Source organism: Streptomyces sp. NBC_00212 (assembly GCF_045206365.1).
Taxonomy (GTDB): Bacteria; Actinomycetota; Actinomycetes; order Streptomycetales; family Streptomycetaceae; genus Streptomyces.
Window position 1 is genome coordinate 406,124 of record NZ_CP108115.1, and the last position, 14,729, is coordinate 420,852.

The 14,729-nt window shown below is 68.6% G+C and carries 14 protein-coding genes; 7 read left to right on the forward strand and 7 right to left on the reverse strand.

Annotated elements, in window-relative coordinates:
- The first annotated feature begins 375 nt into the window (after positions 1–375).
- Positions 376–1,671: a PAS domain S-box protein gene (locus OHA17_RS02240; RefSeq protein ID WP_406503524.1), complete on the forward strand. Its 1,296-nt coding sequence runs from the start codon at positions 376–378 to the stop codon at positions 1,669–1,671.
- Positions 1,672–1,738: 67 nt separating this feature from the next.
- Here OHA17_RS02240 and OHA17_RS02245 read toward each other — a convergent pair whose 3' ends face one another.
- Positions 1,739–2,965 carry an FAD-dependent monooxygenase gene (locus tag OHA17_RS02245; protein ID WP_406503526.1) on the reverse strand — a complete coding sequence of 409 codons (1,227 nt, stop codon included), beginning with the start codon at positions 2,963–2,965 and terminating at the stop codon, positions 1,739–1,741.
- Between the two features lie 227 nt (positions 2,966–3,192).
- On the opposite strand from OHA17_RS02245, the gene OHA17_RS02250 reads away from it, so the two are divergent.
- Entirely contained in the window at positions 3,193–4,038 is an 846-nt protein-coding gene (locus OHA17_RS02250; RefSeq protein ID WP_406503528.1) for a hypothetical protein, read from the forward strand.
- A 46-nt stretch (positions 4,039–4,084) separates the two neighbouring features.
- On the opposite strand, the gene OHA17_RS02255 is transcribed toward OHA17_RS02250, so the two are convergent.
- Both OHA17_RS02255 and OHA17_RS02260 read right to left on the reverse strand, forming a co-directional pair.
- On the reverse strand, positions 4,085–5,071 hold the full coding sequence (locus tag OHA17_RS02255; protein WP_406503530.1) for a phospholipase D-like domain-containing protein: 987 nt from the start codon (positions 5,069–5,071) through the stop codon (positions 4,085–4,087).
- 294 nt (positions 5,072–5,365) lie between these two features.
- Complete coding sequence (locus OHA17_RS02260) at positions 5,366–5,875, reverse strand: DinB family protein (RefSeq protein WP_406503532.1); 510 nt, start codon at positions 5,873–5,875, stop codon at positions 5,366–5,368.
- A 160-nt stretch (positions 5,876–6,035) separates the two neighbouring features.
- On the opposite strand from OHA17_RS02260, the gene OHA17_RS02265 reads away from it, so the two are divergent.
- The 4 genes from OHA17_RS02265 (at position 6,036) to OHA17_RS02280 (ending at position 8,754) form a co-directional block, all read left to right on the forward strand.
- On the forward strand, positions 6,036–6,722 hold the full coding sequence (locus tag OHA17_RS02265) for a DUF1524 domain-containing protein (RefSeq protein ID WP_406503534.1): 687 nt from the start codon (positions 6,036–6,038) through the stop codon (positions 6,720–6,722).
- On the forward strand, positions 6,722–7,000 hold the full coding sequence (locus tag OHA17_RS02270; RefSeq protein WP_406503536.1) for a hypothetical protein: 279 nt from the start codon (positions 6,722–6,724) through the stop codon (positions 6,998–7,000). Before OHA17_RS02265 ends, OHA17_RS02270 begins: the two co-directional genes overlap by 1 nt.
- Before the next feature lie 216 nt (positions 7,001–7,216).
- Positions 7,217–7,639, forward strand: coding sequence for an acyl-CoA thioesterase (locus tag OHA17_RS02275; RefSeq protein WP_398880909.1), 423 nt, complete (start codon positions 7,217–7,219; stop codon positions 7,637–7,639).
- 410 nt (positions 7,640–8,049) lie between these two features.
- Entirely contained in the window at positions 8,050–8,754 is a 705-nt protein-coding gene (locus OHA17_RS02280; RefSeq protein ID WP_406503538.1) for a DUF2470 domain-containing protein, read from the forward strand.
- Positions 8,755–9,085: 331 nt separating this feature from the next.
- Here the strand turns inward: OHA17_RS02280 and OHA17_RS02285 are convergent, their stop codons facing one another.
- Positions 9,086–9,496, reverse strand: a complete 411-nt coding sequence (locus OHA17_RS02285; RefSeq protein WP_406503540.1) for a hypothetical protein — start codon at positions 9,494–9,496, stop codon at positions 9,086–9,088.
- A gap of 665 nt (positions 9,497–10,161) precedes the next feature.
- Here OHA17_RS02285 and OHA17_RS02290 point away from each other — a divergent pair.
- Positions 10,162–10,551 (forward strand): hypothetical protein, encoded by a 390-nt coding sequence (locus tag OHA17_RS02290; protein ID WP_406503541.1) that lies wholly within the window; start codon positions 10,162–10,164, stop codon positions 10,549–10,551.
- 285 nt (positions 10,552–10,836) lie between these two features.
- On the opposite strand, the gene OHA17_RS02295 is transcribed toward OHA17_RS02290, so the two are convergent.
- The 3 genes from OHA17_RS02295 to OHA17_RS02305 form a co-directional block, all read right to left on the reverse strand.
- Positions 10,837–11,997, reverse strand: coding sequence for a hypothetical protein (locus OHA17_RS02295; protein ID WP_406503543.1), 1,161 nt, complete (start codon positions 11,995–11,997; stop codon positions 10,837–10,839).
- 21 nt (positions 11,998–12,018) lie between these two features.
- The gene (locus tag OHA17_RS02300; protein ID WP_406510615.1) at positions 12,019–13,203 is read right to left on the reverse strand and encodes a gluconolaconase; all 1,185 of its coding nucleotides are present in this window, start codon (positions 13,201–13,203) and stop codon (positions 12,019–12,021) included.
- A gap of 311 nt (positions 13,204–13,514) precedes the next feature.
- Positions 13,515–14,495, reverse strand: a complete 981-nt coding sequence (locus OHA17_RS02305) for an alpha/beta fold hydrolase (protein ID WP_406503545.1) — start codon at positions 14,493–14,495, stop codon at positions 13,515–13,517.
- Positions 14,496–14,729 lie beyond the last annotated feature (234 nt).

Here is a 14,729-nt window from a genome sequence, read left to right on the forward strand (position 1 = left end):
ATTCGTCCGTGTCGGTACGTGCCGGATGCGCCGCGGGCGCCACAGGTGCCGTCCACACGATGTGTCGTCGTACTGATCGGCGATGCGCGCCGGGCGCAGGGAATCCCCCGTGTTCGTGTCGGGGCGTGTTCACCCGCACACTCAAGGGGACCACGGCAACCGGCGCCCACATCGCCCCGGGGGACGCCCGCCGTTCAGGCAAATGCCTGATTCACCGGACGTGTTGGGGCACCGCCAGGTGTCGCGAGGGCTCACAGAACGGCCTCCACTTCGGCCGAGAACCGAGCATGCACGGGAGGGGGACGGGATACCCATGGCGATGTGACAGTGCGTCAGCCGGTTGCGTACGGACCGTATACGGACGGAGAGACCGCTGTGGATGATTACGGCCTCAAGGCACTGCTCGACCACCTTCCGGTGTTCTGGTGGGAGGTCGACGAGCCGTGGCAGGTGCGCGAGCGGGGAGGCGGCGCCTTCGCCGACACCGAAACGGCACAGCGCTTCCTCGACCGGATGCGTCAGGAGCTCGCGGCCCCGGGCCACCTGTCGCAGGAGGGCCGCTGGCAGGCCCGGTTCGACGGCCGCACCTTCGATGTGAGCTGGCCCCTGGACGAGCGCCGCGCCCACCACCGTACGCACGGCTTCGCCGTGGAGGTCGGCTCCCGCCCCGAAACCTCGCGGCAGTACGCGGCCTTCGCGGGCCTGGTGAACCTCGCCCCGGCCGCCGCCTTCATCCGGGACAGCGACGGCCGCTATCTGTGGGCCAATCACGCCTACGCGCACCTCTACGGCACCGTTCCGGAGGAACTCGTCGGGAAGTACATCGAGGAATGCGACGCCCCGGCCGAGGCCGCGCAGTTCCGCGCCCTGGACCAGGAGATCCTCACGCGGGGGACTCCCGTGCGGCACACCCTGGACTACCGGCGTCCGGACGGCAGCGCGGGCCAGGCGGTGGGCCACCGGTTCCCTGTGCGGGAGAACGCGCGGACCTGCGTCGCCGGGATCTACGTGGACATCACCGATCACCTGCGCGCCATGGTCCAGCGGCAGGAGGCCGAGGACGACTTACGAGCGCTGCGCGACCACAGCGGCCTGCCCTGCGCGCTGCTGTCGGCGAACGGACGCGTGGTCACCGCGAGTTCGGCCGCCGCCGAGCTGTTCGACCTCAGCCTGCCCGACCTGGTCGGCCGTCGCGCGCACACCCTGCTCGCCCCCGAAACCGGTCTCGACCGGCTGCACCGCAGGTGGAGCGGTCTGATAGCACGCCGCACCAGACGGGTGGAGACGTCCGCGGTGCTGGTGGACGTCCAGGGGCGGCAACGCCGCGCGCAACTCCATCTGACCACGGTCGGCCATTCCGCCGCCCGCGCCCGCCACGTCTGGGCCGTCGTCACCCACCTGAGCCTCGCCCACGACCCCCATCCGTCACTCACCCCGGCCCAGATCCGCATCCTCTCCCTCCTGGCGGCGGGCAGCAGCAACGGCGACATCGCCGCCTCGCTCAAGCTGTCCCGGCAGACGGTCGACTACCACATCAGCCGCCTGCGGGAACTCCTGGACGCCGACACCCGGCCCGCCCTCGTCGCCCGCGCCTACGTACTCGGCATCCTCGCGCCCCGCGCCTGGCCGCCGCGCTCCGCCACAGCGGCCCATCCGCTCAGTACCGTCTGACGGGCGGCGGCAGGGCTGCTGCACCGCCCTGCCGCCGCGCGGCCCGCCCGCGCACCTCGAAGGCCCCTCAGTAGTCCGGCAGGTCGAAGGCGACAGCCGCACGAAATTCCGCCGAGTCCTCCCGGCCGAGCCCATCCGGACCCGCCGACTCCGCGTCTCCCTCCGGACCGCCCGCTCCCGTCTCGGCGACCAGCATCTCCTGGCCCAGCCTGAGCAGCGCCTGATTGGCCGTCACATGAGCGCGCAGGCGGTCCTCGTAGGCACGGTAGGCGGCCACGTGGTCGCCGTCGGCCAGGTGCAGCTCACCCGCGAGGACGTAGGCCGCGGTCAGCGCCACGCTGGTGCCCTGCCCGGTGAGCGGGGAACAGCAGAATCCGGCGTCGCCCAGGAGCGCGACGCGCCCCCGGGACCAATGGTCCATCCGGATCTGCGCCACCACGTCGTAATGGAAGGCGTCGGTCTCCCACATGGCCTTCAGGAAGCGCGGCACCTCCCAGCGCAGGGACTCACAACGCTCGGCCACCAGCCGCTTCTGCGCCATGAGGTCACGCGGCAGCAGCCCTTCGTACGGCTCCTCGGAAGTGAAGCCCACGAAGACCCGCAGTTCGGTGTTGTCCCGCACCGTCATGGCCATGCAGCCCCACACGTCGTCGACACCTGGCTGGTGGAACACCTCCCAGCGGTCGAGGCCGAGGTGGTTGGGGGCGCTCCACGACGCGACGTAGACGCCGATCGGATGCAGATAGTCGGTCTCAGGGCCGAAGACCAGCCGGCGGGTCGCCGAGTGGAGGCCATCGGCTCCCACCACGAGGTCGAACCGCCGCTCCACGCCGCTCGCGAAGTGCACCCGGACGCCGCCGTCGTTCTGCACCAGCGTTCCGATGGAGTCTCCGAACAGGTACTCCACGCCGCTCCCCGCGGCCCGAGCGAGCAACGCGGCCAGATCGTCGCGGAGGATCTCCACGTCGGGCCCGTCCGAGGGTCCGCCACTGGTGGTCCACCCCACGGTCCGCCGCACTTCACGGCCATCCGCGTCGACGTGTGACATCCCGCGCAGCCCCGTCTTCCCGGCCCGCACATCCTCCAACAGGCCCATCCGCTCGACGACTTCGATCGCGCTGCCGCGCACGTCCACCGCCTGTCCGCCGCCGCGGAGGTCCGCAGCACGCTCGACGACGGTGACACGGAAGCCGTAGCGCGCCAGCCAGTAGGCCAGGGCCGTTCCGGCGATGCCCGCGCCGGATACGAGGATCGAGGTGGGGCGTGAGTGGTGCGGCCGGCTGCTGTTCGCCATGGTGACCTCCCGAATCGGTTCGATGTGCCCATCCTCGGCAGCCGCACCGACAGAACGCCGACAACCACGTGTCGGCACCGACAGAACGCCGACAGACCGCAAGAGGCCGGAACCTCAATCCCCTTGCCCCGATAGCGCTCCCCCCTCATTTCCTGATTCTTCCTGATGCACCGGGTCTGTATATGCTCCCCCTGGTTTGGTTAAGGAATGGGTAAAGGGTGGGGAACGTGCAGGCCGTCCGTAAGATCGCGAAGTTCGCTGTGCCGGTTGTCGGCTCGCTCGTGCTCGCCGTGGGGCTGACCGCCTGCGGCGGTGGTGGCACGAGCGGCGGCGACGGAAAGAAGAGTGGGGCGAGCGCGTCGCAGCGCAAGGACGCGGGAGCCGTCCTGGCGGCCGCCGCCAAGAAGACCGGCGAGCAGAACTCGTACAGGACCCGCCAGTCCGGCGGCTCCTCCGAGGACGGGGTCACGGACATGGCCTGGCAGCGGACGCCCTTCTTCTCCTCCATGCGGGTCCACGGGAAGAAGACCAAGGACAACCCGAGCGGTGAGACATACCTCGTCGACACGGCCGACGGCTCATACACGAAGACCGACAAGATTCCCGGCAAGGACTGGTTCAAGATGGACCCGTCCAGTGACAAGAAGTCCGACCGGTCGCGATCTCGGGGGCTGCTGACGGAGTTCCTCGGCGCCCTCAACGCCACGGGCAGCGCCAAGTGGATCGGCACCGAGCAGGTCGGCGGGCGCCCCACCGACCATTTCCAGGGCACGGTGACCATCGCCGAGCTCGCCAAGTACCGGGGTCCCGCGATGGACAAGGAAAGCCACGACTGGTACGTGGACGTCATGCAGAAGGGCGCCAAGGAGCAGGCCGTCATCGACCTGTGGGTCGGCAAGGACGACCTGGTGGCCAAGTCCCGGGAGGTCAGCTCCGGCAAGAAGGGACAGGAACAGATCGTCGAGGAGTACTCGGACTACGGCACCGGCCTCAAGGCAGAGGTTCCGCCCGCGGACAGAGTCGCCACGTTCGACGAGTACATCCAGGCCCTCGCGAACGGCCCGTCCGCCTGATCCCAGGCGCAACAGGCCGTTCATTCGGGGTGGGTGTTGTGGAACGTCAGACTGTGCCTGAGCCCTTGAGGAAGTCGGCGTTGAACGCCTTCTCGATGCCGCTGACAACTGCCGAGTCGCTGACGATGAGGCCGAGTTCGCGGTTGTGGTTGAGCGAGTTGTCGGAGAAGTTCTCCGAGCCGGCGAACACCTTCGCAAAGGAGGTGCCGTAGTCGGCGACGATCGCCTTGGCGTGAATGTAGTAGCCGGTGGAGCTTGAGAAGGTGGCCACCTTGCCGCCCGCGGCGATGACCTGCTTCAGCTGCTTGCTGTATTGGGAGGACTGGTTCTCCGCGACGACGCGAACGGTGACGCCACGCTTCGCGTCCGCGACGACCGCGTTCACCAGCGCGGCGTCGCCGAACTCCTCCTCCTGGACATCGAGGCTGTGCTGCGCCCCGTTGACCAGGGCCAGCAGGCGGCTTTGCGAGTCGGTGGGCGACCAGACCAGGTCGGTGCCGTCGGAGGGGGTGACGGCGGTCTTCGCGTAGTCGGCGTCGAAGACCTTCTCGATCGCGGCGACATCGGCCGCGTCGGAGTCGAAGACGCCGTAGTCACGCGACGTCGCGTAGTACGTGGTGTCGAAGTTGCCGGTGCTGATGTACGACGTGGCGCCGTCGACGGTAATGGTCTTCTGGTGGGTGTAGACGTATGCGGAGGACGAGTACGTCACCCCGGCGCCGGCCGCCGACAGCGCCTTGTAGGCGGCGCCGTCGATGGACGCGTGCTGGGAGTCGAAGACCACGCGGACCTTGACGCCCGCCTTCTGCTTGTTGACCAGGTCGTTGACGAGAGTGGTGTCGCGCAGCTCGTAGATCGTCACGTCGACCGACTTCTTCGCGGAGTTGACGAAGTCGTAGATCGCGCCCTCCTTCTGGTCCGGCAGAACGACCAGAGAGTAGGTGCCTGCGGCGTGGGCGGCGGGCGCGAGGACGCCCATCGCAGCCAGGGCGCCTGTGGCGAGGGGAGCTATGAGACGGCGGGTGGGGCTCACCGGAACTCTCCAGACATAGTTGGGGGAAGCACGCAACGCGCGTAGCGCACCCCAGTAAGGCACAGCGCCGAAGGCTCGGTGAAGTCCAGTTGAGTGAACAGCGGGGCAGCATTGCGCAAAGTGACGAAGCACTCGTTCCCGCATCAACTACCGCTTGTTTAGGGGCTGTTGGCGTGGCGGCGCAGCCAGATACCGCGTACCGCGCGCTGCTCACTCCCCTTCCGTCGCCCATGCCCGCGCCCACGCCCCGGCCCATGCCAGGGCGTGCCCCAAGACCAGCCCAGCGGGGCGGAGTCAGACGCCGGTGGTGCCATCGATACATTCGCGCAGCAGATCGGCGTGTCCGCAGTGGCGGGCGTATTCGGCGATCATGTGGGTGTAGATCCACCGCAAGGTCACGGCGCCGCCCATGAACGGGCTGGTCTGCTCCAGCGCGCGAGCAGCGCAGTTGGCCCGGGAAAGCGCGATCTCCGCCTCCCAGGTCTGCCGGGCCGTCGCGATGGAGACGTTCTCGGTGAGGTCGAACCCGCCGTCGTGGCCTTGAGGATCGTCATCCGGGGCATGAATCGGCCCGACCTCTTCGCCGGTCAGGACCCGGCGGAACCAGTTCCGCTCGACTTCGGCCATGTGCTGGACTAGGCCCAGAAGCGTCAGCGGTGAGGGAGTCACGGAGGCGCGCCGCACCTGCTCCTCGCTCAGCCCTTCGCATTTCATGGCCAGAGTTGAACGATAGAAGTCCAGCCAGCTCTCCAATGTGGTGCGCTCGTCGGCATCGAGGGGCGGCATGGGGCGTTCGACAGTCATGACTGCGATCATGGCAGGAGGGTCTGACAGACACCCCTGAGCCGATCTCGATCAGCAACCGCCTCGTGCGGTCTGCTGAGCCTCCGACGGAGAACGCCGCCGCGCCCACACTTGGGTGGATGCGCGCCTCGTGCTCGGGGCAGCCGCTATCTCTGGGCTCATGATCATTTCTCGTGGGTGGCTGCGGGCCGCCATCGCTCTCACCGCCCTGTCCTCCGCCGTCGCCCCGGCCACTGCCCCGGCTTCGGCCGCAACCGCCACCGCCCGGAGTCAGTCCGCTCTGCGCCTGGCCTTGCCGGAGCCGCCCCCGGCCGAGGTCGCCCGGGGCGAGCTCGGCGAACTGAACGTCGAGGCCCCGCACACGATGTCCGGCTACAGCCGGGCGAAGTTCCCGCACTGGGCCAAACAGTACGGCGAATGCGACACCCGCGAGGTCGTCCTGCAGCGCGACGGGCAGAACGTCGCCCAGGACGACAAGTGCCGTGCGGTACAAGGGACTTGGTACGGCGAGTACGACGGCAAAACCCTCACCGCCGCCGGCCAGGTCGACGTCGACCACATGGTTCCGCTCGCCGCCGGCTGGCGGGCCGGAGCGGACCAGTGGGACACCGCCAAACGCAAAGCATTCGCCAACGACCTGGAACACTCCCAGCTGATCGCCGTCTCCGCGGCCTCCAACCGGAGCAAGGGCGACCAGACCCCCGACCTGTGGAAGCCCCCGCTCCGCTCCTACTGGTGCACCTACTCCCGGGCCTGGACCGACGTGAAGCACGTGTACGGCCTCAACGTCACCCAGGCGGAGAAGACCGCACTCGGAGAGATGCTCGACACCTGCACGGACCACTGATGCCCACCCCGGAACCAGCCGTGTGCGACGACCAGGTCACCGCGGGGCCGGGCGGCGCGATGACCGACCAGGTCGGCGTCATCACCGGCGACCTCACCATCCAAACCACCCGCCGGGCCAACAACCTCGTCCACGTCGCGATCCAGTACACCGGCGCGGACGAGTGGTACACCCTCACCGGCAGCCCGACGACCGTCCCCGACGGCGAGCTTGAGCAGTACCACGAGCGCGTCCGGGCCGCCGTCGAACACGGCGAGGGCGCCGTGGCCCCGGCCTGACAGGACCCATGCCGCAATCCGCTGAAACCACGTCGCTCAGGGCCGGTGGCAAGCACGCCGGCCGGCCCGGTTCCGCTACGTTTGCCTCTGCCGCTCCAGCGGACGTGTGCGGCTCGTTCACCTGGCGGACGGCCTGGGTAAATCGATCGCGAACTGGGCCTGTCCATGCTGGAGTTGCCGGTTGCGAGGCCGAACCGGACACATGAGGAGAGCACCATGGAGCCGATCACCGTACGGATCTCCGTGCGCGGGTACGAGACCGATGCACAGGGGCACCTGAACCAGAGCGTGTACCTCCAGTACGCGGAGCACGCCCGCTGGTCCGCGCTGGAGCAGGGCGGGATCCGGCAGAGCGCCCTGCTCGACAAGGGGGTCGGGCCGGTCACCATGGAGACCACCATCCGCTACCGGCGGGAGCTGCGCGCGGGCGACGAGGTCGACGTGAGCTGCGTGTTCGTCTGGGGCGAGGGAAAGTCGTTCCGGATCGAGCAGACCATCCGACGGGCCGACGACGGGACGGTGGCCGCCGAGATCACCGCCATCTGCGGCATCCTCGACCTCACCGAGCGCAGGCTCGTAGCCGACCCGCGCGACATCTTCCGCGCCCTGGCCTCCGACGAGACGGTCTTCGGCCTCTAGCCGCTCCATCGGCCAGCCACTCGGGCTGGGACGTATGCCGACGTGCTGCCCGGGCGGGCTGCCCCCAGGAAGCACACGTCCTGGTTGTGCGGCGCCGAGCTGCGCACACTCGGTTCGGCGGACACCGATCCGTCCTGCGGGAGCCTTGCCACCTCCCTCAGCGCACCAAGCACCCGCACCGAACGAATGAGGAAGGACGCTCGGCCTCACGTCGCGCCCCATCACGCCTGGACCGACGTGTCGCGCCCCCGTGATCCCAGTCCTCACGCCGCGTACGCGCCGCGCTTACCAGCGGGTCGCGGCCCGACGACGGAACGGATGGGGCGACTTTCCCACCGCCGATGCGTAGGTTAGGTTAGGTATACCTAACCACGCATTGTGTGTCTGTGACGTCCCTCTGGAGAACCCGCATGCGCTCCCACAGTTCCCGCACCAAGCAGCCGACCCCCGCCGAGCGGATGCGGTCGATCATCACGGCGGCCCAGTCCATGACCGTGGTGACCGACGGCCACCACCACGAGGTCTACAACCTCGACGGAACGGGCTTGTTGGGCCGCATCCACCTCCACGACCAGGGCGACCCGCTGGAGCCCGACCCTCCGGCTCCTCGCATCCCCATCCGTCTGGAGCTCACCGACATCGCCCCCACTCCCGTGCGCGATCGTCTGCGCGCCCGCGTCACATTGTCCGGGCTCGTAGCCGCCTCCTACAGCGGGGATTCCGTGGACAGCACCTGCATGGACTTCGGCCAGGCGGCGATCGAGGACGCCGAGGGGCGCGCGTACGTCACGCTGGAGCAACTGCAGGAGGCGGAGACCGACCCGATGGCCACCGGCGAGGCCGGCATGCTCACCCACCTCGTCGACGACCACCCCGATCTCGTCCCCCTCCTCCTCCGACTCGTCGAGCCGCGGCTCAAGAACGGCGTGGTGCGCGCCCTGCCGCTGGCCATGGACCGCTACGGCATCACCCTGCGACTCGAACACCCCGCCACACACCGGGACGTACGGCTTCCGTTTCCCACGCCCATGACGGACATCGATCAGGCCGGCCTTCAGTTCCACGCCCTCCTGACCGCCGCACGCCGTTCCTCCCACCACCGCCTGCCGGCCTGAAGATGAACGCACAACACGGTTCTCTTCCGAGTCCGACGACCTGAGTGGCCGTCACATCGCCCAGGGCGAGTGCCGTGACGATCCCGGCAATCTTTCGGCAGTTACACCTCATGACGATCCATGCCTTGCCCGATCGCCCCGCGAACGTTCACCCGCGAGAGCCGCGGGCACCACGACGCCTCCCCGCCTGCTCCTGCGGAGAACGTCCCAGGACCGCCACGGCCGAGTCGTCGCCAGCACTGCCCAACCAGTCGCCCTCAGCTGAGTCCGGGGAGGGGAAGTCCCCGCCCCGGACAGTGCAATTGAGCTGCCGTACCGTTTCCCGGCTCCGTTAGCGGACGGTGACGTTGAAGACCGGGGAAACCGTGGTGCCGCTGATGATGCGCAGGTCGTTCTTGCCCTTCAGGCCGAGCTTGACGCCGAGCGAGTAGGAGCCGTTGCGGGAGATCGGCGCGGAGGCGGGGAGAGTGACCCACTTGCCGTTCTGCTTCTGCTGCAGCGTCACCTTGCTGCCCGCCTTGAGGCCAGTGGTGTTACCAGTGACGCGGAACAGCTGCCAGGCGCCGACCGAGGACACCGACGGCTTGACGGTGATGCCTGCCTTCACAGCCACCGCCTGGTGGGCGGCCGGAGCGGACGCGGCGGGAGCGGCGGCCATCGCGGTGCCGGCCAGGGCGACGCAGGCGGCGCTCAGGGCGCCGACGGTGGCGATGCGCAGGGAGTGACGCTTGATGACGGTCATGGTTTTATCCCTCTCGACATGGAATATCCGGCTATGCGCTGTAAGCGAGGTAAGTGCCCTTGGCGCAGTCTCACCTGGAATGACGGTCCCTCGCCCAGATGCGTTGTCGGTGCTCTGTCACCGTCTCGTAACAGCCGGATCGGCCGGGGCGCAGCGGATCCCCAACTCGCCAGGGCTCGTTGACTTTCAACCCCATCGGGTCGGGTACTCAGCTTGCTCGGCTCGGACGAAGGCGACCTGGTCGCCCGCGTTCTGGCAGAGGTGTTCGTGGCTTGCAAGAAACCGCTCGGGGTGGGCGGCGGCAGCGGCCGTGGCTGTCTTCGAGGGGGCGGACTGGTCTGGGTGGGGGACGGTGGGTGACCGGGGTGTTGGCGAGTCGTTGAGCCCGGCGCATATGGAGAGTGCACACGGGTCCCGGCGCCTGACCAGCCCCGGGACCCGGCACCCTCACCCCCCACGCCCGCAACCGGCCGGACGCGGACACCAGCCGTCGGGGACCGGGGGCGGCGAGGCCCGGCCGATCTCGGGCCGGCATGGCAGGGGCTGGTCCGAATGGGCGCACTTTGTGACGCCTTCTGCCCGTTCCTCGTTTCCAGAGACGGCAGGCTCCCCCTCCGGGCAGACCCGCCACCACCCCCGCCAACCCACCGAATGGGAGCACCACCGTGATCAAGCAGGTTCTCGCCGGGGCGGTCTTCGCCACCGCCGCAACGATGGCCGTCGCCGCACCCGCCTCGGCACACACCACGGGAACCGAGGCCAGGAGCATCCCCACCAGCGCGCACGAGAGCATCCGCACCGCCCACGCCCCCTCGGGCAACTCCACGAGCGGCGGCGCCAAGGACTTCGCAACCCGCAACGGCGACACCGCCATCACCGGCGACGCAGGCGGCATCCTCAACACCTACGGCGCCCCCCTCATCAACGTCGACGGACGCTGCGTCGCCCCCCTGCCCGAAGGCGAAGGCATCGGCGGACACCTCCTCGGCAGCCCCAAGGCAGCCTGCAACATCGCACCCGTCGACCAGTACCAAGCCCCCCAGAAGCTCCTCTAACCCCACCCCGCACCACCAGCCCCACCCCACAGCCCCCCTACCACCCAGGGGGCTGTCCCACATCCGGCACCCGGAGGCTGCAGACAACAATCCAGGTCACCGGCGAATCGCCCGCGCGAATCCGGCCGCAGTCGCCGAGCTCTGCAAATCCCGCACCCGGCCTCCGTCAACGCCTGTCCCACCACATCGAGGCCAGCCTCGCCTCATGGCCGCCGGGCGAAGCCGCCACCTTCGCCCGCCACCTCCACCGCTTCGTCACCGACGGCCCCTTCACCTGATGCTCTGTCAGGGTGCGACCTTGCCGACGCCTCCCAGCGCCTGGGTGGCACGCTGGTTGATCTGCCACAGCTGGCCTTCACGGTTGCTGACGTAGATCCAGCCGTTGACGGTGTCCAGCGCGAGCCCCTCGCATGTCCCCAGGCCGGAGGCCACCACGCGCTGCGCGCCGTCGGCGAGGGCGATCTCGTACAGGCGCCCGCCAAGGTGGTCGATGGTGTACGCCCGGCCGGCGCCGTCGAGTTCTACGCGGATGGTGCTCGCCCCAGCGGGAAGGCTGGTCACGACCCGCTTGGCGCCGTCGGCCAGGCTGACCTCGTACAGCTTGCCGCCGTTGTCCTTCTGGCCGACGTACGCCTTGCCCTTCCCGTCCAGCGCCACTCCGCCGATGCCCCCTCCCAGGCTGGCGATCGTGCGCTTCTGCCGGCCCGGGAGGTCGACCTCTACAAGGAGCCCGTCGGTCCAACTGGCCACGTACGCCTTGCCGGCTCCGTCCAGCGCCACGCCGTAGGCGCCCGTGACAGCGACGACCAGGCTGGAGGAGCCGCTGGACAGGTCCACCGCGAGCAGGCGCCCACCGGACCAGTCGGTGGTGTAGGCCGTGCCCCGCCGGTCCAGCTTCACATCGCCGATGTCGCCCAGGGTGGCGGCGGCCACGCGCTGGGCGCCGTTGTCGACCCTCACCGTGCACAGCCTCGCGCCGCCCCGGTCGGCGACGTACACCGTGTTCCCCGCAGACGGGTCGACCGCCAGGCCTTCGGACGTCCCCAGACCCGTCGCGATCAGGGCGTAACCCTTCTTGTTGCCGAGGAGCTTCTGCAGATCTTCGAGCTTCGGAGCGTCGTCGTCGCTGATGCTCACCTTCGGAGGCCCGAACGACTTCGTGGTCGACGAGGCCATGGTGGACGTCGAGGCGGGGTCCTCGGACACCTGACGCTGAGCGGCGGCCGCTCCCTGGGCGTTCTGAAAGAGCGGGCCGAGGAAAGCCATGACGTCGAACGCCCCGTGCGCGGTCTGGCGCATGACCCAGGGGTCGCGCTCACTCTCCAGCTTTCGTACGGCTTCCGAGACGTCCCCGGCTCCCGGAGTGTCTTTGTTGAGCGCCTGAGCGGACTTGTCGGCGGAACCGGCCTGGTCCCCGCCGTTGTCGAAGATGTTCTTGAAGGACATCGACTTCCCTCTCTGACCCTCTTAGAGGGACTGCTTCTGGTTCTCGTAATCGAGTACTTCCGGCTGGAAAACCCGGTGTTCTCCGGTACGGACAGCGACGATTTCGGCTGTCCCCTTCTGCATGAAACGCTTTCCTTCGTCAGCCAGGTCGAAGCGGCTGGAGTCGACGTCGCGCTCGCCGAGTTTCCACACAATGACCTTGGAGTACTTCGGTTCGGCGGCCTGCGGGGGAGTCTCCTTGACCGCCACCGGCTCGGGATAATAAAGGGCGACCCAGCCGCCGAAAGTGACGGGGAATTCGTAGTCGAACTGGCGGATCTGACGCCGCGTCGTGGCCATGACGTCCACCCGGCTGCTGAGTTCCAGACTCATCGAGGACTGGTGCTTCCACTCGGTGGTCAGCGAACCGCTGACGGAGCCGGTGATCCCGAGCAGCAGCTCCCCCCACAGCTCCCCGGTGCCGGTGACGGAACTCGTGGAGGTGGTGTTGCTCGTCGCCTCCGTCTGGGACTCCGTGTTGACGCCCTGGTTGTCCTTGCTGTTGAGCAGGGTGGTCTTCTGGTACTGCTTCATCTCCATGCTCTTCTGGAGCTGCTGCTGGAGCGATGCGGTGGTCTTCGCCCCGAAGGTGAGCTTCACCTCCCCCTGGAGCGACCAGCTGATCGTGTTCGAAATCGTGAACTCGACCGTGTCCGTCACGGTGATTTTGATCGGGTCGGTTCCATTGACGTACGTCTGCTTGGAGATCATGTCGGGAGGGGGCTGCTGGATGTCGCCTCGCTCCTCGACGACCGGTGCGCCGACATTCATGTAGGCGCGCCAGCCGCGCTCGTGCGCGGTCGCCTCATCTTCAGGAAAGCCGCCGTAGCGCACCTTGTTCAGGGAGAACCCAATGGGGTTGATCTGCTCTCCCCCATTCTCAGGGGTTCGCTTGAGCACGTTCCTGAGTTGGTTGCGCTGCAGGATGGCAGCGGCCTTTGCCGCGATTTCGAGCTCTTCCTGGTTCCGCGTGGTGAGCGGGTGGCGCATAAACACATCGTTGATGTAGGCGGTGCCCACATCGTTCCTCGCGCTGCCTTGTCCCATGCTCTTCAGACCCTCCCCTGCGTGGCGGACTCGTGACGGTACGCAATCAAAGGCGGCAGGACACCCGTCCGAACCGGCCACACGGCAGTAACCGGACAGAAAGCCGCTGACCAGGGGCATGATCACGATCGGGCGGGCGTACCCCCGGGGTCGCCCGACCGCCCTCGGCGCGCCAGGGCTTGATCCTTTGGGGCCAAGATCCACTAATGCGGCGCCGGGGCCGTCGTCCCGGCCGGGCGCGCGATGTGTCCGGATCTACGGTTCCGGGGCCCACCCGGCCCGGACCGCCCGCCGCATCGACTCGATTTGATCTAGGTCGAATGTTCGACCCCGTCCCGCAGTGGCATCCTGACCAGCCCGGATGCTGCCCGCCGGAACACGGCCGAAGCGCCTGCGGATGTACGCCTGTCCAGCCGCAGCCGGGGCGTGCCTCAACCGGTCGCGAAGGCAAGCCAGTTGATCAGCAACTGGTTCACCTCGTCACGGCGCTCCTGCTGGATCCAGTGGCCGCAGCCGTCGAGAACGTGGGAGGACACCAGGCCCGGCAGGGTGGTGGGGTACGCCTTGATCGCGTCCGCCAGCCAAGTGGTGGAGGCGTCGAGGGCGCCGCCGATGAACAGGGACGGCTGGGTGATGGAGGCGCCGTCGAAGTCGGCGAGGTCTTCCCAGTCCCGGTCCATGTTCCGGTAGAGGCTCAGGGCCCCGGTCATGCCGGTGCGTTCGAACTCCGCGGCGTAGACGTCGAGGTCGTCGTCGCTGAGCCAGCCGGGCAGCCGTCCGGCGGGGAACCGCTCGCGCAGCCTGCCGCCGCGCGTCACGAAGTGCGGGTCCGCCTCCTTCGGTGCGGGCATGGTGTCGGCGGAGAAAGCGGCGTAGAACCCGGCGAGCCAGCCGCGCACGTCGGGTTCGATCTCGGCCTCGGCGCGGCCCGGCTCCTGGAAGTAGGACACGTAGAACTCCTCGTTCCCGCCCATCCGCGCGAATACGTCGCTGGGCCTCAGCCCGCCGCGCGGCGCGTAGGGCACGCTCAGCAGCCCCACCGCGCGGAAGACGTCCGGCTTGATCAGCACGGAGTTGGCGGCGATGGCCGCCCCCCAGTCATGGCCGACGACCACTGCGGACTCCTCGCCCAGGGCGTGCACCACCGCGGCGTTGTCCGCCACCAGCTCCCGCATCCGGTACGCGGCCGCGTCGCCGGGCCTGGACGAACGGCCATAGCCCCGGACGTCGATGGCGACCGCTCGGTACCCGGCCGCGGCCAGGGCGGGAAGCTGGTGGCGCCAGGAGAACCAGGACTCCGGGAAGCCGTGCACGAGCAGGACCAACGGCCCGGTGCCCTGCTCCACCAAGTGGATCCGGCCCGCCGGCGAGGGGACCAGGCGGTGCGTGGCGTCTGTGCTCGTGCGCGTCATCAACTCTCCAGGGTTCGTGGTCTGCCCGTACGAAGATCGGCGCCACCATCATGTGACGGGCGACGCGGGCGCGGCGAGCTTTGTTGCCGGTTCGGCAAAGGAATTCTCACGGGCTCGGCCTGGAACAGGTCGTCACTCCCTGCGGCACTGTCCGGGCCACGTCTGCCAGGTCCCCGGCCGGGCCGCCGGACCGCATTCCTCGTTCCTCGCCTCGTGGTGGCGGCATTCGCCGTC